We start from the raw sequence: 23,224 nt of genomic DNA, 5'->3' as shown, positions 1-23,224 counted from the left end.
AACCGTTTTACTTTGCTTTCCTGAAAATTTTTATCATTTTTCAAAAATTCTTTTTTAAAAGAAGTGTGTTAAAATAAAGTTGATTATTCTGAAAGAAGGTTAGTTTATGAATTTAGCAAAAATTGAAGAATTAAAAAGTTGGTTAAACTCCCATGATATTGACTTAGCGTATATTTCTAATCCTGACCACATCGCTTATTATTCTGGTTATACCAGTGATCCTCACGAGCGCGTCTTGGCACTTTTCATTTCAGCTACAGCCGATCCTTTTTTGTTTACCCCGGCTTTAGAAGTTGAAACTGCCAAAAACAGTAGCTGGCAATTTGATGTATTGGGCTATGCTGACAATGAAAATCCTTGGCAATTAATCGTAAAAGCTCTAAATGAGCGTTATGATGAGCCTAAAAAAATTGCGGTTGAAAAAAACCACTTAACAGTTGATCGCCTTGAAATTTTGCGTTCGCTTTTACTTCATACTGATTTTAATTTCGATTTAACACCCGTTATCCAACAAAGTCAATTGCGTAAAACACTTGAAGAAATTACACTCTTAAAAGAAGCTGGCAGTTGGGCAGATGAAGCTTTTAAAATTGGCTTTGCTGCTATTCAAGCCGGAGCATCAGAAGCTGAGATTACGGCTGAAATTGAATATCAACTAAAACGCCGTGGTGTGAGTCAAATGAGTTTTGATACTATTGTTTTAGCTGGTGATAACGCAGCTAACCCTCACGGTGCACCAGGAGAGCGCAAAATTGTTCCTAATGAGTTAGTTCTCTTTGATTTAGGGGTTATTTGGAAAGGCTATTGTAGTGATGCTACGCGAACTGTAGCATATCAAAAACCAACCGATTTACAAGCAAAAATTTATCAAATTGTTTTAGAAGCCCAACTAGCGGCACAAAATTTTGTCCGCCCGGGTGTAACAGCTGCCCAAATTGATAAGATTGCCCGTGATGTTATTGAAAAAGCGGGATATGGCAAATATTTCAATCACCGTCTAGGTCACGGGATTGGTACGACAGTCCATGAATTCCCATCGCTTGTAGAAGGTAATGATTTAGTTATTGAAGAAGGAATGTGCTTTTCAATTGAACCTGGTATTTATTTACCTGGTGAAGTTGGTGTACGTATTGAAGATTGCGTCCACGTTACACCAAATGGCTGTGAAGCATTTACGAAAACACCAAAAGAATTACAAATTATTACCAAATAATTAACTTAATTAAATAAAGAGGAGTTGTGACAAAAATCATGTCACAACTCCTCTTTTTGCGAATAAACAACATTATAAAAGTAAATTCTTCTTATTTCTTGAAGTGAACCTCTTTTGTTAGAATGTCTTTTTATTCTAGCCTTACTCAGGATTATTTTCTTCAATTTTTTCTTTTAGTTCTTTTTCTGCTTCTTTAAAATCTTGAGCAGCCATCTTTGTTTCAGCCTTAACTGCTTCTTTTGTGTCAGAAGCTTGATTGCTTGCTTGAGCGCCCACTTCTTTGGCAGTGTCTTTAGTATTTTCTTTTAACTCTTTTGCAACTGGTTTTGCTTCATCGATACCTTCTTTAACTGTTTCTTTCATCTCTTTAGCACCAGCAGTTGCATCAATAATAATATCTGCCATGTCTTCTTTTTTATCTTCGGCAATGTCTGCCCCTTGATCTTTTACTTCAGCAGCTGATTTTTTAAATCTTTCCGATAAGTCACCGGTTTGTTTCTTCAAATTTTCAATTAAGTCTTTAGAAGAACCTTGTAAATCATCTAAAGAATCACTTGTCTTATTTTTCAAGCTATCTGCAGTTTCTTCAGCTTGTTGGGATAATTGCGTTGCTTTATCTTTTGCGATATCGGTTAAATCTTGACTTTTCTCTTTAGCCATATCAGCATAGTCACTAGCAAGATCTAATAAATCATCCGTGTGTTCAGCTAATTTTTTTCGTAATTCTTTTCCTGATTCTGGTGCAAGTAACATTACCGCTGCTGCCGCTGCGGCACCACCTACTACAGCTCCTAATAAAAATCCACTTGTTTTTCCCATTTGAATCCCTCCATTTTTTATCTATTCACTTTTTGAATTTGCGTTTTGTTTTCGTTGTTGATTGAAAAATTTTAATGCTGTTTGGCCAACTTTCCCCGCTACTGTTGCTTGAGCCGTCGTTTTTCCAACAGCCCCCAATTTTGCCACTGCATTTTTACCTGAGCGATTTAACTCGGAAATACTTTCACCTAAATCTGCAGCAGCGGTAAATAATGGATCAATAGTGGCTACTTTGCCATTAACATCATTTAAAAGCGTATTGGTTTTAACCAATAACCCTTCTACTTCACTAGTTAAGACATCTACATCTTTTGTCACCACGCGAATTGTTTTGTTCGCTTCCTCCACAGTTGTACTGACGCTTGCTACTGTTTTTTGCACCTGGGCTAATAAACGAATAACAAATACCACTAAAACAGCAAAGGCAATCGCTGCAATTAATGCTGCAATTTCTCCTCCACTCATGCCAAAACTCCTTTCCAACACTGAAATTTTTTAAATTCCGTCATCCTAAGCATATCACGAGGTATCTTTTGAAACAAATAAAAAGAACACGTGAATTTTTCTATTTTCCTACTCCTATCCTTTTGTAAGCCGCTTCCAAAAACAAAAAACCTACGTAAGAAAAAACTTACGCAGGTTTAAAACTGTTATTTTGTTTTTTGATCTTGTTTAAATGTAGCAGCTAGCTCTAAGATATAATCTTTTAATCCATCTTTTACTTCTGGATGTTTCAAACCATAGTCAATGCTAGTTTTCATAAAGCCTAATTTATCCCCAACATCATAACGTTGACCTTTAAACTCACGTGCAAAAACGCGTTGTGTTTTATTTAATTCATCGATGGCATCTGTTAATTGAATTTCATTACCAGCACCTGGTTTTTGTACTTCCAAGACATTAAAAATTTCAGGTGTTAATAAGTAACGGCCGATAATCGCCAAATCGCTTGGTGCTTTATCAGGTGTTGGTTTTTCAACAAAATTTTTAACATTATACAAACCCGGTTGCACTTGTTCACCGGGGTTAATGATACCGTATTTTGAAGTGTCTTCATGAGGAACCTTCATTACTGCAATAGTAGATGCATGTGTTTTTTCGTAGTCATTAATCAATTGTTTTGTCAATGGCACTTTATCTTCCATTAAATCATCGCCAAGCATAACGACAAAAGGTTCGTTACCGACAAAAGCTTTTGCTTGTAAAACAGCATGACCTAAACCTTTCGGATGAGATTGACGGATAAAATGCAAATTAACATCGGTTGTTTCTTCGACCAATTTTAATAGTTCCGTTTTTCCTTTTTCTTTTAAATTAGTTTCTAGTTCAATATTAGCGTCAAAGTGATCTTCAATCGGACGTTTGGCTTTACCTGTTACGATTAAGATATCTTCAATCCCAGATTTTAAAGCCTCCTCAACAATAAATTGGATTGTTGGTTTATCAACAATTGGTAACATTTCTTTTGCCATCGCTTTAGTTGCAGGTAAAAAACGTGTGCCTAAACCTGCGGCAGGAATAACAGCTTTTTTTACTTTCATTTCTAAAACTCCTTTTATTTTAACGTAAATTCATTTTCTTTGCGGCCATCCCGTAGCATAATATCACGAGCAGCCTCTTTGATTGGCTTGCTGTCATATAATACATTATAAATTGTTTCCGTAATTGGCATTTCAATCTTTAAACTTTGTGCAAGTTCCATTGCAGCTTTAGTAGTCGCTACCCCTTCAACGATCATGCCCATATTATCTAAAACTTCATCTAACGAATGACCTTTTCCTAATAAATTCCCAGCACGCCAATTACGCGAGTGGACACTGGTACAAGTTACGATCAAATCACCAACACCACTTAAACCGATAAAAGTTAATGGATTAGCCCCCATCGCTACCCCTAACCGACTAATTTCAGCTAAACCACGAGTCATAATCGCAGCTTTCGCATCATCCCCATAGCCTAAGCCATGAATCGCACCGGCACCAATTGCGATAATATTTTTTAGCGCTGCTCCTGTTTCAACCCCAATAACATCATCATTGGTGTAAATTCTAAAATAGTCGTTCATAAATAGGTCTTGCACGTATTGGGCCGCACTTTGATCACGACTTGCAGCGGTAATCGTGGTAATATCATGGCGCACTACTTCTTCTGCATGACTTGGGCCAGATAACACAACCACTGCTTTACGATTTTCAGCCGGAATTTCTTCAATTAGAATTTCTGAAATACGCTTATGACTTTCTTGTTCTAAGCCTTTTGAAGCATGAATAATCACCGGTTGATGCTTGACGGTTTTAGCAAATTCTTGGGCAACACTACGCATTGCTTTGGTTGGAACGACAAAAAGAACTGCATCGCAGTCTTGAATTGCTTCATTAATATCTTTTACTGCCACAATATTTTCTGGTAACTTCACATCTGGCAAATAATGACGGTTAGTATGATAAGTATTAATCTCATCAATTTGCGCTGGATTGTTTCCCCAAATTCTTACTTCGTGACCATTTTCCGATAGAACTTGTGCTAACGCTGTTCCCCACGAGCCTGGTCCTAAGACAGCAATTTTTTGTTTCAAAATAAACCCTCCTTGATTGTAAAGTTTCATACAACAAATTGTTATAAAAAACTTTTTTTCCGCTAACGGAAAGTTACTATACATTTCATATTTTAGCACATGTGCGAGGTAAACCGTTAGTTAAATTAAAAAACGATTGTTGCCGTGACTACGGTCGTAATCTTTTAACTTGGGATTGTTTTTACGTCGATAAAACAACAGTCCCCACGCGGCAAAAAACAAGACTAAAGATAATACCTGTGAAACGCGAATAGCGCCAAATAGATATAAGCTATCACTACGCATCCCCTCAATAAAGAAACGACCAAAACTATACCAAATAATATAACTTAAGAAAACTTCGCCTTCTTTAAAAACTTTTTTGTTGCGTAAAATAATCAAAAGTAAAAAACCTAAGATATTCCAAAGGGATTCATATAAAAAAGTAGGCTGACGAAAATGACCTTCGATATACATATTGTCAATAATAAACTGCGGTAGATGCAAATTCATTAAAAAGGTTTTAGTGGTAATTCCACCATACGCTTCGTGATTCATAAAATTACCCCAACGTCCAATACCTTGAGCTAAAATAATACTTGGGGCTGCAATATCTAAAAATTTCCAGATGGGAATAAAATGATGACGACAAAAAATCACTAACCAAATACCGCCGGCAATTAATCCCCCATAAATTGCTAATCCTCCTGAACGTAAATTAAAAATTTGAAGCGGATCATTTAAATAAGTAGGTAAATCAAATAATACATAATAAAGTCTAGCGCCAATTAAAGCAACTGGAAGACCCACCAACATGAAGTCTGTCACGTCATCTGCTTTTAAACCAACCCGGACAGCTTCCCGTGAACTTAAAAACATCGCGATAATAACACCTGAGACAATAATAATAGCATACCAGTAAATAGCTATTCCAAATACTTCAAAGGCGACGCGATCAACTACTGCTAACATGAAAAAACTCCTATTCCATTTGATTATCAATATTTAGCAAAATTTAAACTTAACTATCTGAATTTTCTTCAATCAGTTGACTTAGACGTTGCTCAAAAGTTTTCGTTGCGTCATACCCCATTGCCTTAGCTCGGAAATTCATCGCGGCCACTTCAACAATAATTGCCACATTTCGCCCGGTTTTAACAGGAATTTTAATTTGCGGAACATCCACTTCAGCAATTTGAATGGTCGTAGCCGCAGAACCAAGACGATCATACGTCTTTTCTTTGGACCAGCCTTCCAAATAAACAGCTAATTGAACCTGCATACTCCCTCTGACAGCACTGGCACCAAATAAGTTCATCACATCAATAATGCCAATTCCTCTAATTTCAATTAAATGTTGTAAAATTCGCGGTGGTTCGCCTACTAAGGTTAATTCATCTTGTTGGTAAACATCCACACGATCATCGGCAATTAAACGATGACCTCTTTTAATTAATTCTAATGCGGTTTCACTTTTCCCTATCCCACTATCACCTTGGATTAATACACCTAACCCATAGACATCGACTAAAACACCATGGACACTTGTTCGTGGAGCTAACAAACTGCTTAAATAAGCAGACATCTCCCCTAACAAGCGTGATGTCGAAATAGGTGATCGTAAAATCGCAATATCGAATTCTTCACAGGCATCTATCATTTCTTTTGGAATCGGTAGCCCTCTGGAAACGATAAAAGCAGGTGTTTCATCATTACACATCCGTCGCATTACCATTAAACGTTCTTCAGGCATCATCCGTTCTGCAAAAGTAATTTCTTTACTGCCAAATAACTGTAAACGATCATAAGAATAATAATTAAAATAACCCGTTAATTCTAAACCGGGACGTGATATATCAGCCGTTTTAATTAAACGATTTAATGCTTGTTCGGAACCTGTCACCACTTCCAAATTTAATTTTTCAACCATTTGGATGACTTTGACAACCTCAGCCATACAATTTCCCTCATTTCTAAAAGTATAATCTGCCTCATTTTACCATTCTATTAATAAAGTTACTAGGATAGGCGCACGAAAAAAACAGTGGTCAGTCTAATTTACTTTCCTAACTTATATTTACATTCTTTCAAACCAAATTGATAATCATGCAATTATCTTTTAACATTTACAGCTATAATATTGATTAAAAACTAAAGTAAGCAGTTTAATTACTGCTACGATAATAAAAGCTTTAGCCCCTGGTTTTGTAACCGCTGATTTTGTCACACACTGTATTCAAAAAAAGGCAGCAAGATTATTGTAGCAATCTTGCTGCCTTGAAATGAATGATTCTAACAATAAAAAGTGTTTTCTCCCAAAGCTTTATTATTGATCCTGGTATTTTTGCATATTGTGTTCTGTTACAATCATATTTACCAAAGACATAATGACTGCTACCATAATAGCCGCGCCAAAAGAAGAAAAGCCAAAATTCATTTCACCCACAAAAGTTGAAGTCAATTTTAACATCGCTGCATTAATGACGAAACTAAAGAGCCCTAAAGTCAAAAATGTTAATGGTAAAGATAATAAAGACAAAATGGGTTTGACAAATCCATTTAAAATGGAAAGTACAAAACTGGCAATTAAAGCCATCAACCAGCTACTGACATGAACCATCCCTGGCAGTAAAACTGCCAGGGCAATAAAGGTCAATGTGTTAACCAGTAAACGTTGGAAGTAGGTCACTAGAAATCACTCCAATCGTCATCGTCGATTTTTTCGGCCGGTTTGCGGGGACGTGCTTTTGGTTCACTGTAATTTTCATGATAGTTACGCTTTGGTTGTTCATAACCGTTTTGATTACTACGACCAGAAGGCATAATAATCGCTAGGATGATATATAAAGGAATCGTTGAGCCAACACCAAACAAAGTGAAGAACACAAAGATTACCCGCACGATTGTCGGATCAATTCCAAAGAATTCAGCAATTCCTCCCAAAGTACCAGTCAATACGACATTGTTCTTTGATTTTGTTAGTCTTTTTTTCATAATTCTCACCTCTATCCTCTATATAATACACTAGCTTGTTTTTATTTGTCTTACTTTTTATTCAGCATCTTTTAAGAAAATATTACCTGTCGTTGTTGTCAATTCTACATGTGCAACTTCTTCTTCGCTAAGGCGACGGAATTGAAGCATTTGATTCATCTTTTCTTTTTTCTCTCTGACAACATCATAGTCAGTCATGCGAGAGTTAATACTACCTAAGCTAGTTTTTGCATTACCTTCCACACCTAAAGAAGCAGGTAAGGCTATTTTTACATTGCCATTGACAGAACTGGCGCTGACTTTTTTCAAATTATTCTCTTTAAAAGTTAAACGGACATCACCATTAACCAAAGAAACACCTAATGTCTGTGGCGTAGTTGTCATTGTCACTGTCCCATTTACAGTTTCAATAATACTATCTAAGATACTCCCTTTAAATACATCGATGGCACCATTAACACCTTCAATTTCCAACATCGTGGCATTGATGGTTTGAAATTCAATATTTCCGTTCGTTGATTTGGTATATACATCTTTTGCATCTAATTCTTTCACTGTGACATCGCCATTTAATAAACGGAGTGAAACATGGTCATAGATACGTTTTGGTAAATAGAAGACTAAGTCTGCTCTTACACGTTTATTGGGTACTTGAAATGAGATATGGTCATCGTCAACTTCAATTTTGCTTCGAGCTTCAAAGGCTTCAAAAGGTGTTGCTTCATTCATTTTGCCATATAATTTAACTTTGGCATCGACTTTAACGCCCGCTTCATCCCACAATTCAAAACGAATATTCCCGTTGGCAACTTTAACGTCTAAAATGCTCGCTTTAGTTTCAGGATATTCAAAAGTATGCTCAAATTTCGTTGTTGCTACACCGGGAACTTTCAAACTAATATCTTTCCATTCGACGTTGTCATTTACTGTTTCAGAAACAGTTTGAAAGGTTTGTTTTAAAAAGCGGCCTAAATGTGTGCCAGCTTCTGCCATTTTTTCGCCGGCTTGATTAATAGCATCTGTCGCTTGTTCTTTCCAATCATCAGGTAAATCAATTTTAGTAGCAAGTTTTTCTTTAGCTTCTTGCCACTGATCTTTTTTAATATCTTTTAGTTGTGCTTCTAACGCAACTTTTTCAGCGATTAAATCATCTAAAGAAGCTTCTAAATCCTTAATATCTTCTTCTAGTAAGTGGCGTTGTGCTACCTCTGATTCACTAAGCATTTCTAGCTCTTCTTTTGTGTTGTACTCCATTAACGCGTGGCGAACTTCAGCTAATTGCTCTTTCACACCTGCAATTTCAACATTTAATTCATCCAACTCGGCAGATGCTTTACCTGCTTCTGTCGCTAAGTTATCTAAAATATCTTCAACTTCTTTTTTTGCAGCTGATTTGTCATCAACAGTATCATTGTTATCTTCTACAGTATCGGCATGAATCGATTCACTAGCCTTTTTGATTTGTTTTTCATCTCTGGCAGTTGCCATGCTTTCCAGCAAATCTAAGGCTTCTTCCGTTGAAAGTACACCTTTTTTCACTAAATCCAAAATTCGTTCTCTTTCATTCATGGAAATTGCCTCCTTAATTATTATTTGCAAGTTTTCCTTACACGTATATTATGCCTGCTTTGTAGTTACTTGTCATAGGACTTAAGACGTAACTTTTCCTCCACCTTCAGACAAATCTCACTCCCAAGCCTTCAATAATTTTTATTTGAGTTTTAAAACTACTCCCAGCAACCTGATTATCCGGATAAAAATAAGTTACTTCTATCTGTTAGCTGTCAATTTCTTCTACTCACCAATTATTAATAATTAAAAAAAATAAAAAGCCCGCAAACACTTGGTCAAATTCAAAAAGTGACCATTGTGTCGACGAGCTAAAATTTTATAACGATAGTTGACTTAAAAACTTTCATCATGATTTGAATTTAATTCAGTGATTTTACCGGTAGCAAGGTAGACAATCCATTCACAAATATTTGTGACGTAATCGCCAATTCGTTCTAAATACTGAGCAACAGATAAATAATCGGTACCACTAATAACCGTTTCAGGATTTTCTTTCATGCTAATAATCGTCTTTTCATAAATAGAAGCATAGTAATCGTTAATTCGTTGATCCATTTGGGCAATCATACGGGCGTCTTTTTCATTTGTTTTAACATATGCCACTAAGACATTATCAACCATTTTCTTCACGTAATCTGACATATCTGAAATATCTTTTTCAATTTCAGCAATGCGAGTTTCTCCTTTTACCCGAATTGTCGATTTAGCAATTGAAACCGCATGGTCTGCCATTCTTTCCAAATCAGAACTGGCCTTCATTACCGTAATAATCATACGTAAATCCGTTGTCACAGGTTGTTGCAGAGCAATCATTTCAAAACTTTTCTTTTCTAATTTTACTTCCATATCGTTAATAGCTTCATCGTTATTAATGACTTCATTGGCTAATTCTTTATCATGTTTAATAAAAGCTCGTACCGATTTATGCACAGCCGAACTAACCATCATCCCCATTTCATAAAACTGGTTATGCAGATTTAATAACTCTTCTTCAAATTGTGTTCGTAACATATTTTCCCTCCTATCCGAATCTTCCAGAAATATAGTCTTCTGTTTCTTTTTTTTGCGGTTGTAAAAAGATTTTTTTTGTATCATCAAACTCAATTAAGTTACCATCTAAGAAAAAAGCTGTCTTATCTGAAATTCGTGAAGCTTGTGACATATTATGGGTTACCATAATCATTGTATAATTCTCTTTTAATTCTAACAATGTATTTTCGATTTTCCCCGATGAAATTGGATCTAGCGCACTGGTGGGTTCATCAAGTAAAATGATTTCTGGATTGACGGCTAAAACACGAGCAATACATACGCGTTGTTGCTGACCACCTGAAAGAGATAACGCACTAGTATGCAATTTGTCTTTGACATCATCCCACACTGAAGCTGCTTTAAGACTTTCTTCTACTACCTGATCAAGTTTTTGTTTATCTTTTTCACCCTTTAATTTTAACCCATAAATAACATTTTCGTATATTGAAAATGGAAAAGGATTAGGTTGTTGAAAAACCATGCCAATTTCTTTACGTAATTCCACGGTATCTTGTTTAGGGGCATAAATATCTTTACCTTTATAAATCACATTACCCGTAATCGTTACATTTGGAATTAAATCATTCATGCGGTTTAAAGAACGAAGATAGGTGGACTTTCCACAGCCAGAAGGGCCGATCATGGCAGTAATTTCTCCCTTGTTGATGGCTAGTGATATTCCTTTTAACGCTTCTTTTTCACCGTAATAGAGGTGTAAATCTTTTGATTGGATGATTACTTCTGACATTTTATTCCTCCATAATCTAAATAAACTTACAATTAACCAAAGTGTCCTGAAACATAATCTTCTGTCGCTTTAATTTTTGGTCGGGTAAAGATTTTACGCGTTTCATCATACTCAATCGCTTTTCCTAAATAGAAAAACGATGTGTAATCACTAATTCTGGCAGCTTGTTGCATATTGTGCGTCACAATAATAATTGTGTAGTTTTCTTTTAAGTTAACTAGTGTTTCTTCCACCGTCCCTGTTGAAATCGGATCAAGAGCACTAGCGGGTTCATCTAAAAGTAAAATATCTGGTTTCATCGCAATTGCTCGCGCGATACATAAGCGTTGTTGTTGTCCACCAGATAAAGCTAGCGCACTTTTATGCAGACTATCTTTTACTTGATCCCATAAGGCCGCTTGTTTCAAACTTGTTTCAACAATTTCATCTAATTTTTTCTTATCTTTTTGACCATGACGTTTTAAGGCAAATGTAATATTTTCATAAATTGATTTTGAAAAAGGATTGGGCCGTTGAAAAACCATGCCGATTCGTTTACGCATTTCATAAACATCGACATTGGATTGATTAACATCGACGCCTTTATACATAATTTTTCCTGTTACTTTGGTATTGGCAATACCATCATTCATTCGATTTAAAGAACGTAAATATGTTGATTTTCCACAGCCAGAAGGGCCGATTAAAGCCGTAATTTTATTTTTTTCAAATTCTAAATCAACACCTTTAATGGCTTCATTTTGCCCGTACCAAACATGTAAATCATCTGTATACAAAGCCTTTTCTTGATTCTTATCTAAGGTGATAATATGACGATCTTCTAAATTATAAGCACTCATAACAGTTCTCCTTGTTTAAATTGTAAGGAATTTACCATCTTATAGACAGTTGGTAAAAAATTTTATGCAGAAGTCATTTTTTTATAAAGACGTTTTCCTGCAGCGCGTGCGCCAAAATTAAAGATTAAAACAGCAATAATTAAAACAGCAGAAGCACCCGCAGAAACTGCTGCGCCATCAGGCATAGTGCCTTCTGTATTGATTTTCCAAATATGCACGGCTAACGTTTCAGCTTGACGGAAAATACTAATGGGACTTGAAACACTTAATGGATTCCAGTTTGTGAAATCAAGTGCCGGTGCACTTTGGCCAGCCGTATAAATTAAAGCAGCCGCCTCACCAAAAATACGACCTGAACTTAAAATTACGCCGGTTAAAATACCTGGTGTCGCTTCTGGTACAACCACGCGAGTTACTGTTTCCCAGCGAGATAAGCCTAGTGCTAAGCCTGCTTCTCTTTGCGTATAGTGAACCGCTTGTAACGATTCTTCCACATTACGCGTTAAAAGAGGCAAATTAAAGAAGGTTAATGCTAAGGCTCCAGATAAAATTGAAAAGCCATATTCAAACTGAATAACAAAAACTAAGAAACCAAATAACCCTACGACAACCGATGGTAGTGAACTTAGGATTTCAATTGAGGTACGAATGACATCGGTCAACCAATTTTTTTGGGCATATTCCGATAAATAAATCCCCGCTCCCAGTGAAATCGGAAAACTGATCAACATAGTAATAAAAAGAAGATAAAAAGAGTTAAATAACTGAATCCCGATACCGCCGCCAACCTGATAAGCTTTTGAAGGTTTCGTTAAAAAATCCCAGGAAATATGTGGCACCCCACGAACGAGAATATATAACAGTAAAGAGGCTAAAATCAAAACGATGATGCCTGAAATAGCATATAAAACACCCGTTGCGATTTTATCAGAACGTTTTGCATTCATTATTTCAAGTCCCCTTTCTTACCGATTAGACGAATCACAATATTAAAGACTAATGACATTAATAATAAAATAAGTGCCAGTGACCATAAAACATTATTTTCAACTGTTCCCATAATCGTATTTCCAATTCCCATTGTTAAAATAGAGGTTAATGTGGAAGCAGGAGTTACCAAACTATTTGGCATGAGTGCTGCATTACCGATCACCATTTGGATTGCTAATGCTTCCCCAAAAGCTCGCGCCATCCCAAAAACCACAGCCGTTAAAATTCCTGGTACAGCGGCGCGCAATACGACTTTATAAATAGTTTGCCAACGCGTTGCTCCTAAAGCTAAAGAAGCTTCTCGATAATGTCTTGGTACTGCTTTTAAAGCATCGACAGTCATAGTCGTAACAGTTGGTAAAATCATGATGAATAAGACAAATGTACCTGCTAAAATACCAAAACCGGTACCACCAAAAACAGAACGTACTGCAGGAACAATTACTGATAATCCAATAAAACCATAAACAACTGAAGGAATCCCCACTAGTAATTCAATTACCGGTTGTAAGATTTTTTGTCCTTGCTTAGGTGAAATTTCCGTCATAAAAACTGCGGCACCAATCGCAAAAGGTGTTGCTACAATGGCAGATAAAAAAGTAACGATAAAAGAACCCGCAATCATCGGAAGTGCACCTACCATGGGCTTGCCATCAGCCCCCAGTTGACTTGGATTCCATTGTGTTCCAAATAAAAAGTCCAAAACATTAATTTTATCTGTGAAAAATGTTGCTAAACCTTTACTGGCAACAAAATAAAAAATGGACAAAACGACTAGCACAATTAATGCTATACATAAAAAACTGATTATTTTTCCGCGTGTTTCCATTTTAGCCCGTTTTGATTTGGTTAACAAAGCCTTTCTTACATCTTCCAAAGAGAATTCCTCCTTATATTTCAAGTGTATAACACATTTTGATTAACGCTTAAGACATACTCCCTTACTGTTCTAGTTTACTCGCCTAAAATCAATTTGCTTTTAACTTATTGTAAATTTTGTGTAAACTTTGTTTCTTTACGGACTGACTTTTTATACCAAAAAAGCTTTAATATTTACTATCACTTAAATATCTTAATTTTAAAACTGCGACTATTCTGTTTAAATTATTGTAAATCTCACAAAGAAAAAGCATTTTGTCTCAAAAGACAAAATGCTTTTCTTTTAATTTATCACATTTCCTTGCCAATCACGTTCTACTTTCATGCCAGAAACAGGGATATAGCCTAATTTTCCGACAATATTGGTTTGAATATCTTCAGATAAAATATAGTCTAGAAAATCTTTTGTTAGTTTCGTTGGGTTGCCTTTAGTATACATGTGCTCATAAGCCCATATTTTCCAGTCGTTCGTGGTGACATTTTCATCAGTTGGTGAAACACCATCAATTTTTAACGTTGCGACTTCTTTTGTCACATACGAAAATGCTACATAACTGATAGCTCCTGGTGTATCAGCCACAATTTGCCGAACCATACCACTAGAATCTTGTTCTTGTGCCCGCATTGCAGTTTTACCATCCAGCACCCATTTTTCAAAAGTACCGCGTGTACCACTACCGGCGGCACGATTCAAAATGACAATTTCTTGATTTTTTCCACCAACTTTTTGCCAATTGGTAATCTTCCCTAAGAAGATGTCCCGCAGTTGCGCCATCGTTAGCTCCGTTACGCCAACCCCTTTATTTACAATCGGGGTAATGCCCACTACTGCGACTTTGTGATCCACCAGCTGATCGGCTTTAATGCCAGACTTTTCTTCGGCAAATAAGTCAGAATTGCCAATCTCAACTGCACCAGATTGAACTTGACTTAAACCAGTACCACTACCGCCACCTTGGACGTTAACAAATTTACCAGGATATTTATTTTGATACTCTTCTGCTACGGTTTCTACTAAAGGTTGTAAGGCCGAAGATCCTACAGCTGTGATCGATTCACCGCGATCAATCCACTTAGCACAGCCTGTTAGACCTAAAAGTAGCCCACAAGATGCTACAAATAATAATGCTTTTTTCATCATCTGCTCCTTGTCATCTTTGCTATTACTTTTTTGTAATGTAAAGCGTCTTATATATCGTCAATATTTTAACATTAAGTGTCAGTGATTTAAACGAAAAAATTTTCGGCAAATTTTGATAAGGGTTACAAAAATACTATTCAGTTATTTTTTCCTATGCTATACTAATTTGTGAAAAGTATCATTTATAACTTGATTTTTTCTTACTTCCCCAAAATAAGAAATACCCCAAATCGAGTTTTAGTATGACTTTTCACCATTTCAACAGCATTCTCCCCATATGCCGTGAAATGAAAGCAGACTGGCTTTAGCCAGTCTTTTTTTATAGTAACGGGGAAATCAACCGGGCTAAACCTTCTTTAAATTTCACGATTACACTGCGTTTATCATATAGCTCTTTAGTCAGACGTTTTGATTGTAAGGAGTCACTATAAAACGCTTGACGAACTTTTGCTGCCATTTTCTCATCATATAACAACGCATTGACTTCAAAATCTAATCGAAATGAACGGACATCAATATTTGCAGAACCTACTGAAACAATACCACCATCGATAATCATCGTTTTGGCATGCATAAAGCCATTTTCATAGGTTTCAATGATTGCGCCATATTCTAACAATTCCGCAGCAAAAGAATACGTTGCCCAATAAACAAGCGGATGATCAGGTTTGTTGGGAATTTGAATTTGTACATGGACCCCAGACAACAATGCCAACTTAATCGCTTCATGAATCGATTCGTCAGGGATGTAGTAAGGCGTTTGAATCAAAATTTCTTTTTTAGCCATACCAATCATTTTTAAATACGTCATTTTAATTTGTTCATATTCTGAATCAGGACCACTTGTCACAATTTGCATCGGAATTTTACCAGAAGATTTGATTGCTGGAAAATACTCTTCTGCATAAAGCACTTCATTTTTATGTTGTGAATTCCAATCCATTAAAAAGCGGTTTTGTAATGAATAGACAGCTGGACCAAAAATGCGCAGATGATTATCCCGCCAGTAGCCAAATTTTTCGACCTTACCTAAGTACTCATCACCAACATTAAAACCGCCTGTATACCCAATTTTCCCATCAATCACTACAATTTTACGGTGATTGCGATAATTAATGCGTGGATTAATATAAGGTACAAAGAGTGGGAAAAATAAGGATACTTCTCCGCCAGCGTCTTTTAAGTCACTAAAAAAGTTTAAGCTCACTTGGGTAGACCCCCAAGCATCTAGTAAAACTTTGACCTTTACGCCTCTTTTAGCAGCTCGAATTAAAGCGTCTCGCACTTCTACCCCTAAATTATCGCTACGATAAATATAGTACTGCATGTGAATATGATTTGTCGCTGTGTCAATGTCTTGGATTAGGCGATCAAATTTTTTACGCCCATCGGTAAACAACGTTACCTCATTTTCAGTCGTATATAAAGAACGCTCAAAAACCGTTAGCATATAAACAATTTGCCGTACGTCTACTTGAGCCGTATCTGGATGTGGAAATAAATTGCGCATTAAAGCTTGCCTTTGCTCTTCGATTTCCACGTTCATTCCAACTTTTCCTTGCATCTTTAAATCAAATATTTTTTCTTTTGAAATGCCTCGACCAAAAAATATATATAAAATAAAACCCACAACTGGAATAAACATCAACACCAAAAGCCACGCCCAAGTTTGCGCGGTTTCTTTTCGTTCTCTGAAAATAATAACAAAAGACAAAAGCATATTGGCAATCACTAAAATTGTCGATAAGTTTTGTATAAGATAATCCAACACCTTTTTTCTCCTTACTCCATTTAAATTCTCCTTATAAAGGATAGCTGACTTATTAGCCAAAGTAAAGAATAACCAAAAAGAAGCTGTTCCAAAAAGTTGCTAAAATATACCTTTTATCAAAAAAAAGAGCTAGTTAAATTGAACTTTGCTTAAAAGAAGCTGTTTTTATTAGCCTGTTTATTTGAAAAAGAGCTGTGGCGCTTTTGCCACAGCTCTTATTATGATAATTAAACTTTTAAGAAACGACGCATTGACATTACCGAACCAATTGAGCCAATCACAACACCTACGACCACCATTAAAAGACAAATTTGCCAAGTAAATGTGTCCGGTGCTAATAAACTGTAGTTAGAACGAAGTAATGACGGGTTCACCCAGCGATAAACTTGATTATAACCAAATACCATAATCAAGACCGGTACGATTGAACCTAATAAACCAATCCAGCCACCTTCTAAAAAGAACGGCCAACGGATGTAACCATTTTTAGCACCTACTAAGCGCATAATTTGAATTTCTCTTTGCCGTGATAAAATGGTAATCCGAATCGTATTTGAAATTAAAAACATCGCAACAAAGACTAAAAGAACAGCAGCCGCTAATCCCCATGTTTTTACCGCATCGGCAATTTTAAAGATACGATCTGAATTGGTACCACCATAATCAGCTTTAAAAACATTGCTCAGTTCGCCAGCTTCTTTGGAAATGTTTTTGGTATATTGCGGGTTTTCTGCACTGACAACATATACATCGTAAAGAGGATTACTATCTCCTTCAAATTGTTGCCATGCATCTCCCATTGCATCTTGAATTTTCTTTAATTCATCTGCTTTACTAGAAAAGTGAACTCCTTTAACATGGTCCAAACCTTCTAGTTCGGTCTTTAGCTTATCCATATCGGCCTGCTTTGTTCCAATATCCACAAAGACTGAGACGTCAACGTTTTTTTCAATATCTTGTGCCAATTTAGTGGCATTCATAATGACACCCATGAAAATTCCCACTAACGTTAACGTAATGGTAACCGCGCTGACAGAAGCAATTGTCATCCAACCATTACGTTTTAAACTCTTAATACTTTCCAACAAGTGGCGGAAAAAAGTTCTAATCATCGTAACCATATTCTCCTTCCGCTTGGTCGCGAATAATGCGACCATTTTCAATGGCAATAACTCGGTGTCTAATCGTATTTACAATCGTACTATTGTGAGTTGCCATTACAATGGTAGTTCCTTGTCCGTTAATGCGGTCTAATAATTTCATAATTTCCCATGAATTTTCAGGGTCTAGATTACCGGTTGGTTCATCGGCAATTAACACTTTGGGGGTATTGACAATAGCGCGGGCAATAGAGACCCGTTGTTGCTCCCCACCAGATAATTCACTTGGGAAAACGCGGACTTTATGCTTTAAACCAACTAAGTCTAAAACTTCCATTACCCGTTTTTTAATATCCCGTGGTTTACGACCAATTACTTGCATCGCATAAGCTACATTTTCGTAAACAGTCTTTTTTGGTAACAATTTGTAATCTTGGAAAACGACGCCAATTTCGCGGCGCAACAAAGGAACTTCCTTGTTTTTGATTTTTAATAAATCATAACCAGCGACATTCAAAACGCCTTTGGTAGCTTTTTCTTCTCGATACATCAATTTAATAAAGGTTGATTTACCTGCGCCGGAAGGACCGACCACATAAACAAACTCACCTTGATCAATATCGATGGTGATATTACGGATGGCAGTCGTACCATTAGAGTACTTCTTCATTACATCCTTCATTTCAATCATGGCTATCTCTCCATCTCATTTTTTTCATACCCGCTCATTATACCATGTCAATATTGCAGTAATCTTTCATAAGTTTACATTTTGATTTCATTTAAAAGAAACTTATTGTTCTGCTTGTCGTAATTTCAATTTTAAGAAAGCATCAATAAAGCCATCTAAATCACCATCCATGACAGCTGTCACATTGCCGGTTTCATAATTGCTACGATGGTCTTTTACCATGGAATAAGGATGGAAAACATACGAGCGAATCTGTGAGCCCCATCCAATTTCTAACTGTTCGCCTCTTAAAGCAGCGGCTTCTTGTTCTTTTTTCTCAACTTCTAATTGATACAATTTTGCTTTTAACATGCCCATTGCTTGTTCTCTATTTTTTAGTTGAGAGCGTTGCGCTTGGCTAGCAACTACGACACCAGTTGGAATATGAGTAATCCGTACAGCAGACTCCGTTTTATTGATATGCTGACCACCCGCACCACTAGCGCGGTATGTATCAACTTTTAAATCATCCGGATTAATTGCAATATCGATTGTGTCATCTAGTTCTGGCATTACATCAACCGAACAAAAAGAGGTATGACGTCTAGCGTTAGAATCAAAAGGAGAAATGCGAACTAGACGATGAACTCCTCGTTCTGATTTCAAATAACCAAAAGCATTGTGTCCTTTAATTAAAAGCGTGACACTTTTAATTCCCGCTTCATCGCCAGCTTGATAATCGAGCGTTTCGACTTGATATCCATGTTTTTCTGCCCAGCGTGTATACATCCGTAAAAGCATACTTCCCCAGTCTTGCGATTCTGTACCACCTGCGCCTGGATGCAATTCTAAAATCGCATTATTGTGATCATAAGGTTCATCTAATAGTAACGAAAGCTCATACGTCTGCAATTTTTCTTTTAGCGCCGGTAATCTTGCTTCCAGTTCAGCTGCCATTTCTGCATCGTTTTCTTCTTCTAACATTTCAACCATCACAGCTAATTCTTCTTCTTCTTCCGCCAATTGGTTGAATTGATCATATGTCGCTTTATTAGCATTGTTTTCATTAATAACTCTTTGGGCATTTTGGGTATCGTCCCAAAAACCCGGTTCAGCCATTTGATTTTCTGCTTCAGCAATGGACTCTTCTAACTCATCTAAGTCAAAGAGACCTCCTAAAAGATTGAATTTGTTCTTTCATTGCAGTCAATTGCTGCTTCATTTCATTTAATTCCATTGAAAGTTCCTCCTGTTAAAAGTTCTTTTATTTTTAATTTATTATACCATTGCAATGTAATTTGTCGTTTCTATCATAACCAAAAGATAAGGCTGGTACAAGTCGCGTACCAGCCTTATTTTATTTCATTTTTAAACTATGCATTTTTACCGTGACAGTTTTTGTACTTTTTGCCACTTCCGCAAGGACATGGATCATTTCGTCCCACTTTTTTTACTTGTTGCGGTTTTTGAGGTTGTGGTTGTTCTTCTTGTTCCGCTTGTCCCTGTGCCACTTGTTCCCGTTGCACATTTTGGCGAATCTCAGCTTTCATAAATAGACGTGTAACTTCATATTCAATGGCCCCAACCATATCTTCAAACATCGTATAGCCTTCTGTTTGATATTCTACTAATGGGTTATTTTGACCATACGCTCTTAACCCAATGGATTGACGTAATTGATCCATTGCATCAATATGATCTGTCCATTTAGAGTCTACTACCCGTAAAATGACAACTTTTTCAAATTCAAGTAACTGTTCTTGGCTGTTTAGTTGTTCTTGTTTTTGTTCAAAGATAGCTTGTGCTTTATCCATTAAGAAAGTTTTCATTTCTTCTGGTGTTTTGTTTTCTAAATCAGCAGTTGAAATACTATCTTCATGTACAATCGCATTGCCAGCAAAGTCAACAATCCCATCAAGGTTCCATTGACTCTTGTCTTCAACTTGTGTATGAGCATCTACTACTCGACTAATTGTGCGTTTCACCATGTTCATTAACGTTTGTGACAAGTCATTTTCTTCCATAATTACTTCTTGACGTTGTCCGTAGATAACTTCCCGTTGTTCCCGCATCACATCATCGTATTGCAAGACATTTTTACGAGTGTCATAGTTATTACCTTCTACGCGTTTTTGAGCAGATTCAACTTGTTTTGTTAGCATCTTGCTTTGGATTACTTGATCTTCTTCATCTAAGTTCATCCGTTCCATAAAGGCTTTAATACGTTCAGAACCAAAGCGTTTCATCAAGTCATCTTCAAGAGATAAATAAAATTGTGAAACCCCTGGATCACCTTGACGACCTGAACGGCCCCGTAATTGGTTATCAATCCGGCGTGATTCATGACGTTCTGTCCCAATTACCGCCAAACCACCTAATTCAGCAACACCAAGACCCAATTTAATATCGGTCCCCCGCCCCGCCATATTAGTAGCGATTGTGACTGCACCTTTTTGACCGGCGTTTAAGATAATTTCTGCTTCTTTAAAATGGTTTTTGGCATTTAAAACTTCATGGGGCACTTTTTCTTTATCCAACATATTAGATAACAATTCCGAAGTTTCAACAGCGACAGTTCCGACTAGGACCGGTTGCCCTTTGCGGTAACGTTCTTTGATATCTTTTACAACAGCATGAAATTTACTATTAAGATTTGGATATAACAAATCAGGGCGGTCATCCCGTACAACTGGTTGATTTGTTGGAATTTGAATAACTTGCATGTTATAAATTTCGCGGAATTCTTCTTCTTCTGTTTTAGCCGTACCCGTCATCCCAGCTAATTTTTTATACATTCTAAAATAGTTTTGGAAGGTAATCGTAGCCATTGTTTTTGTTTCGTCTTCAATTTCAACGCCTTCTTTTGCTTCGATCGCTTGATGCAAGCCATCAGAATAACGACGGCCATCCATAATCCGACCAGTAAATTGGTCAACGATTAAAACTTTTCCTTCTTGAACAACGTAATCAAAGTCGCGAATCATAATATAATTTGCGCGTAAAGCGTTATCCAAATGATGTGTCAAAGCAGTATTTTCAATATCATACAGATTTTTTAAGCCAAAGTTTTCTTCGGCTTTTTCAATTCCAGCTTCTGTTAAGCCAATCGTTTTGGATTGAATATCAATCTTATAATCTTCCTCTTCTTTTAAGCGTTTAACAAAATTATCGGCGCGAGTATAAAGAGCAGTCGATTTTTCTGCTTGTCCAGAAATGATTAATGGTGTTCTTGCTTCATCAATTAAAATGGAGTCCACTTCATCGACAACAGCGTAATTTAAAGGACGTTGAACCATTTGATTGCGATAAACTACCATATTGTCTCGTAAATAGTCAAAACCTAATTCATTATTCGTTGAGTAAGTAATATCACAAGCATAGGCTGCCCGTTTTTCTTCCGGTGTTTTGGAGTTGATATTTAACCCAACTGTCATACCTAAAAAGTTATACAACTCACCCATCTCTTGGGAGTCACGCGTTGCTAAATATTCATTGACGGTTACAACGTGTACCCCTTCACCACTTAAAGCGTTTAAATAAACAGGCATGGTTGCAGTCAATGTTTTCCCTTCACCAGTACGCATTTCTGAAATATTCCCATCATGTAACACAATCCCACCCATTAATTGGACGTGATATGGATATAAACCTAAAACGCGTTTTGCAGCTTCTCGTACCACGGCAAAAGCTTCTGGTAAAAGCTGATCAAGTGTTTCGCCTTTTTGGTAACGGGCCCGAAATTCATCGGTTTTTTCTTTTAATTGAACATCAGATAAAGCGGCCATTTGGTCAGCAAATGTTTCTACTTCATTGGCAATTTTATCCAAACGTTTTAATTCTTTTTTATCATTTTCAATTAACTTACGTATAAAGTTGGCCATTAGTGAATAATTCCCCTTCTTTGCATCAATTCTCGTTTCAAATTAGAAACTCTCCCGTATATTTTAGCATTAAGTTGAAACAAATGAAATACTTAGCATTAGAAACAAAAAAGCTTTGCTACAATTTAATCTTTATTTTTACTACTCATTTTAAAAATAGGTTATAGAACTAGTTAACGCGCATAAAGATATTTTATCGCACCTGCCTAATTCTTTTTTACCTAAGGAAAGAAATAGAAGCTAGTCTGGTTTACTTGCTCTATTAAAAAAGCAGTAATAAGCATTATAGTAACTACAAATCCTGCTGGAGCCTTTAACTGCGAATTTTTATACTATTTTAATAATTAAAAAGGATTTTGCCCAATAAAAAAGCCAGACAGCATCACTGTCTGGCTAAGACTCTTATTAGTTTGTTTCGATTAATCCATATTTACCATCTTTACGGCGGTAAACGATGCTTGTGCCGTTTGTTTCAGCATCCTCGAAAATAAAGAAGTTGTGTCCTAACATATTCATTTGTAAAACAGCTTCTTCACTATCCATTGGTTTTAAGGATAAGCGTTTTGTCCGAACGATATCTAATGCTGCTTCTGTTTCGTCGTCGCCTGCTTCATTGTTAAACAAAACAGCCGCTTCTGCTGTCGGTACTGCTGTTTCGCGTGATTTACGATTAATTTTTGTCTTGAATTTGCGAATTTGACGTTCTAATTTATCAACGACCAAATCAATACTTGCATATAAATCTGGTGAAGTTTCTTCTGCGCGCAATACCAAATATGGTAGTGGGATAGTCACTTCTACTTTCGCTGTTTTTTCAGTATAGACTTTTAAATTCACATGAGCCGTTGCATCAGGTGCGTCTGTAAAGTAACGCTCTAATTTTCCGACTTTTTTTTCTACATAATCGCGAATAGCTTCGGTAACTTCAATATTTTCTCCGCGTACATTGTATCTAAACATAACAATTGCCCCTTTCGTCTACCACTAAAGAAGGTAAAAGGACCACTCTTTTGCCTTCTTC

22 protein-coding genes are annotated in these 23,224 nt (G+C 36.5%); 1 reads left to right on the top strand and 21 read right to left on the bottom strand.

From position 1 onward, the window contains the following. The first annotated feature begins 106 nt into the window (after nucleotides 1-106). A complete protein-coding gene (locus IGI65_RS06745) occupies nucleotides 107-1,213 on the top strand; it encodes an aminopeptidase P family protein (protein WP_438773645.1) in 1,107 nt (368 codons plus the stop codon). A gap of 141 nt (nucleotides 1,214-1,354) precedes the next feature. Here IGI65_RS06745 and IGI65_RS06740 read toward each other — a convergent pair whose 3' ends face one another. The 21 genes from IGI65_RS06740 to hpf all read right to left on the bottom strand — a co-directional run bounded on the left by IGI65_RS06740 (nucleotide 1,355) and on the right by hpf (nucleotide 23,163). Continuing rightward, the gene (locus IGI65_RS06740) at nucleotides 1,355-2,032 is read right to left on the bottom strand and encodes a YtxH domain-containing protein (RefSeq protein ID WP_071863673.1); all 678 of its coding nucleotides are present in this window, start codon (nucleotides 2,030-2,032) and stop codon (nucleotides 1,355-1,357) included. 21 nt (nucleotides 2,033-2,053) lie between these two features. Then, nucleotides 2,054-2,497, bottom strand: coding sequence for a DUF948 domain-containing protein (locus IGI65_RS06735; protein WP_438773644.1), 444 nt, complete (start codon nucleotides 2,495-2,497; stop codon nucleotides 2,054-2,056). Between the two features lie 185 nt (nucleotides 2,498-2,682). Beyond that, nucleotides 2,683-3,573 (bottom strand): UTP--glucose-1-phosphate uridylyltransferase GalU, encoded by an 891-nt coding sequence (gene galU, locus IGI65_RS06730; RefSeq protein ID WP_071863671.1) that lies wholly within the window; start codon nucleotides 3,571-3,573, stop codon nucleotides 2,683-2,685. A 14-nt stretch (nucleotides 3,574-3,587) separates the two neighbouring features. Beyond that, complete coding sequence (locus IGI65_RS06725; protein ID WP_438773643.1) at nucleotides 3,588-4,607, bottom strand: NAD(P)H-dependent glycerol-3-phosphate dehydrogenase; 1,020 nt, start codon at nucleotides 4,605-4,607, stop codon at nucleotides 3,588-3,590. Between the two features lie 120 nt (nucleotides 4,608-4,727). After that, a complete protein-coding gene (gene lgt / locus IGI65_RS06720) occupies nucleotides 4,728-5,558 on the bottom strand; it encodes a prolipoprotein diacylglyceryl transferase (RefSeq protein ID WP_095007085.1) in 831 nt (276 codons plus the stop codon). Between the two features lie 49 nt (nucleotides 5,559-5,607). Further along, entirely contained in the window at nucleotides 5,608-6,543 is a 936-nt protein-coding gene (hprK, locus tag IGI65_RS06715; RefSeq protein ID WP_071863668.1) for an HPr(Ser) kinase/phosphatase, read from the bottom strand. Between the two features lie 369 nt (nucleotides 6,544-6,912). Further along, nucleotides 6,913-7,275 (bottom strand): phage holin family protein, encoded by a 363-nt coding sequence (locus IGI65_RS06710; RefSeq protein ID WP_071863667.1) that lies wholly within the window; start codon nucleotides 7,273-7,275, stop codon nucleotides 6,913-6,915. Then, nucleotides 7,275-7,580: a PspC domain-containing protein gene (locus IGI65_RS06705; RefSeq protein WP_071863666.1), complete on the bottom strand. Its 306-nt coding sequence runs from the start codon at nucleotides 7,578-7,580 to the stop codon at nucleotides 7,275-7,277. Before IGI65_RS06705 ends, IGI65_RS06710 begins: the two co-directional genes overlap by 1 nt. Nucleotides 7,581-7,637: 57 nt before the next feature. Beyond that, a complete protein-coding gene (gene liaX / locus IGI65_RS06700; protein WP_438773642.1) occupies nucleotides 7,638-9,149 on the bottom strand; it encodes a daptomycin-sensing surface protein LiaX in 1,512 nt (503 codons plus the stop codon). Nucleotides 9,150-9,485: 336 nt separating this feature from the next. After that, entirely contained in the window at nucleotides 9,486-10,163 is a 678-nt protein-coding gene (gene phoU, locus IGI65_RS06695) for a phosphate signaling complex protein PhoU (RefSeq protein WP_071863664.1), read from the bottom strand. 10 nt (nucleotides 10,164-10,173) lie between these two features. After that, nucleotides 10,174-10,932: a phosphate ABC transporter ATP-binding protein PstB gene (pstB, locus tag IGI65_RS06690; protein WP_071863663.1), complete on the bottom strand. Its 759-nt coding sequence runs from the start codon at nucleotides 10,930-10,932 to the stop codon at nucleotides 10,174-10,176. A gap of 32 nt (nucleotides 10,933-10,964) precedes the next feature. Then, a complete protein-coding gene (pstB, locus tag IGI65_RS06685) occupies nucleotides 10,965-11,771 on the bottom strand; it encodes a phosphate ABC transporter ATP-binding protein PstB (RefSeq protein WP_071863662.1) in 807 nt (268 codons plus the stop codon). A gap of 62 nt (nucleotides 11,772-11,833) precedes the next feature. Continuing rightward, the gene (gene pstA, locus IGI65_RS06680; RefSeq protein WP_412257453.1) at nucleotides 11,834-12,718 is read right to left on the bottom strand and encodes a phosphate ABC transporter permease PstA; all 885 of its coding nucleotides are present in this window, start codon (nucleotides 12,716-12,718) and stop codon (nucleotides 11,834-11,836) included. Beyond that, nucleotides 12,718-13,638 carry a phosphate ABC transporter permease subunit PstC gene (pstC, locus tag IGI65_RS06675; protein ID WP_438773641.1) on the bottom strand — a complete coding sequence of 307 codons (921 nt, stop codon included), beginning with the start codon at nucleotides 13,636-13,638 and terminating at the stop codon, nucleotides 12,718-12,720. The genes pstA and pstC overlap by 1 nt, the downstream gene beginning before the upstream one ends. A gap of 285 nt (nucleotides 13,639-13,923) precedes the next feature. Continuing rightward, complete coding sequence (locus tag IGI65_RS06670) at nucleotides 13,924-14,778, bottom strand: phosphate ABC transporter substrate-binding protein PstS (protein WP_071863659.1); 855 nt, start codon at nucleotides 14,776-14,778, stop codon at nucleotides 13,924-13,926. A gap of 322 nt (nucleotides 14,779-15,100) precedes the next feature. Further along, on the bottom strand, nucleotides 15,101-16,552 hold the full coding sequence (gene cls / locus IGI65_RS06665; protein ID WP_438773640.1) for a cardiolipin synthase: 1,452 nt from the start codon (nucleotides 16,550-16,552) through the stop codon (nucleotides 15,101-15,103). Nucleotides 16,553-16,779: 227 nt separating this feature from the next. After that, nucleotides 16,780-17,664, bottom strand: a complete 885-nt coding sequence (gene ftsX, locus IGI65_RS06660; protein ID WP_438773639.1) for a permease-like cell division protein FtsX — start codon at nucleotides 17,662-17,664, stop codon at nucleotides 16,780-16,782. Next, entirely contained in the window at nucleotides 17,657-18,343 is a 687-nt protein-coding gene (gene ftsE / locus IGI65_RS06655) for a cell division ATP-binding protein FtsE (protein ID WP_071863656.1), read from the bottom strand. The genes ftsX and ftsE overlap by 8 nt, the downstream gene beginning before the upstream one ends. A gap of 102 nt (nucleotides 18,344-18,445) precedes the next feature. Further along, nucleotides 18,446-19,559, bottom strand: a protein-coding gene (gene prfB, locus IGI65_RS06650) for a peptide chain release factor 2 (protein ID WP_438773638.1) whose coding sequence is annotated in 2 segments (ribosomal slippage) — nucleotides 18,446-19,486 and nucleotides 19,488-19,559 — 1,113 coding nt in all. Because the reading frame shifts where the segments join, the coding sequence is not laid out codon by codon here. A 136-nt stretch (nucleotides 19,560-19,695) separates the two neighbouring features. After that, nucleotides 19,696-22,203 carry a preprotein translocase subunit SecA gene (secA, locus tag IGI65_RS06645; RefSeq protein WP_071863655.1) on the bottom strand — a complete coding sequence of 836 codons (2,508 nt, stop codon included), beginning with the start codon at nucleotides 22,201-22,203 and terminating at the stop codon, nucleotides 19,696-19,698. A gap of 405 nt (nucleotides 22,204-22,608) precedes the next feature. Next, nucleotides 22,609-23,163 (bottom strand): ribosome hibernation-promoting factor, HPF/YfiA family, encoded by a 555-nt coding sequence (gene hpf, locus IGI65_RS06640; RefSeq protein ID WP_016172483.1) that lies wholly within the window; start codon nucleotides 23,161-23,163, stop codon nucleotides 22,609-22,611. Between the last annotated feature and the right edge of the window lie 61 nt (nucleotides 23,164-23,224).

Origin of the sequence: Enterococcus sp. DIV0755b, assembly GCF_051713765.1 — a bacterium.
GTDB classification, from domain to species: domain Bacteria; phylum Bacillota; class Bacilli; order Lactobacillales; family Enterococcaceae; genus Enterococcus_C; species Enterococcus_C canintestini.
The sequence above is the reverse complement of the archived record's forward strand: the minus strand, read 5'-3'. Positions and strand labels throughout refer to the sequence as shown.

Bases quoted from the DNA above. Each gene is read 5' to 3' on its own strand.
- phoU (WP_071863664.1), bottom strand. From the start codon at position 10,163: ATGTTACGAACACAATTTGAAGAAGAGTTATTAAATCTGCATAACCAG.
- ftsX (WP_438773639.1), bottom strand. From the start codon at position 17,664: ATGATTAGAACTTTTTTCCGCCACTTGTTGGAAAGTATTAAGAGTTTA.
- IGI65_RS06705 (WP_071863666.1), bottom strand. From the start codon at position 7,580: ATGAAAAAAAGACTAACAAAATCAAAGAACAATGTCGTATTGACTGGT.
- pstB (WP_071863663.1), bottom strand. From the start codon at position 10,932: ATGTCAGAAGTAATCATCCAATCAAAAGATTTACACCTCTATTACGGT.
- hprK (WP_071863668.1), bottom strand. From the start codon at position 6,543: ATGGCTGAGGTTGTCAAAGTCATCCAAATGGTTGAAAAATTAAATTTG.
- IGI65_RS06740 (WP_071863673.1), bottom strand. From the start codon at position 2,032: ATGGGAAAAACAAGTGGATTTTTATTAGGAGCTGTAGTAGGTGGTGCC.
- lgt (WP_095007085.1), bottom strand. From the start codon at position 5,558: ATGTTAGCAGTAGTTGATCGCGTCGCCTTTGAAGTATTTGGAATAGCT.
- galU (WP_071863671.1), bottom strand. From the start codon at position 3,573: ATGAAAGTAAAAAAAGCTGTTATTCCTGCCGCAGGTTTAGGCACACGT.
- hpf (WP_016172483.1), bottom strand. From the start codon at position 23,163: ATGTTTAGATACAATGTACGCGGAGAAAATATTGAAGTTACCGAAGCT.
- secA (WP_071863655.1), bottom strand. From the start codon at position 22,203: ATGGCCAACTTTATACGTAAGTTAATTGAAAATGATAAAAAAGAATTA.
- IGI65_RS06670 (WP_071863659.1), bottom strand. From the start codon at position 14,778: ATGAAAAAAGCATTATTATTTGTAGCATCTTGTGGGCTACTTTTAGGT.
- IGI65_RS06735 (WP_438773644.1), bottom strand. From the start codon at position 2,497: ATGAGTGGAGGAGAAATTGCAGCATTAATTGCAGCGATTGCCTTTGCT.
- IGI65_RS06745 (WP_438773645.1), top strand. From the start codon at position 107: ATGAATTTAGCAAAAATTGAAGAATTAAAAAGTTGGTTAAACTCCCAT.
- ftsE (WP_071863656.1), bottom strand. From the start codon at position 18,343: ATGATTGAAATGAAGGATGTAATGAAGAAGTACTCTAATGGTACGACT.
- liaX (WP_438773642.1), bottom strand. From the start codon at position 9,149: ATGAATGAAAGAGAACGAATTTTGGATTTAGTGAAAAAAGGTGTACTT.
- pstB (WP_071863662.1), bottom strand. From the start codon at position 11,771: ATGAGTGCTTATAATTTAGAAGATCGTCATATTATCACCTTAGATAAG.
- pstA (WP_412257453.1), bottom strand. From the start codon at position 12,718: ATGAATGCAAAACGTTCTGATAAAATCGCAACGGGTGTTTTATATGCT.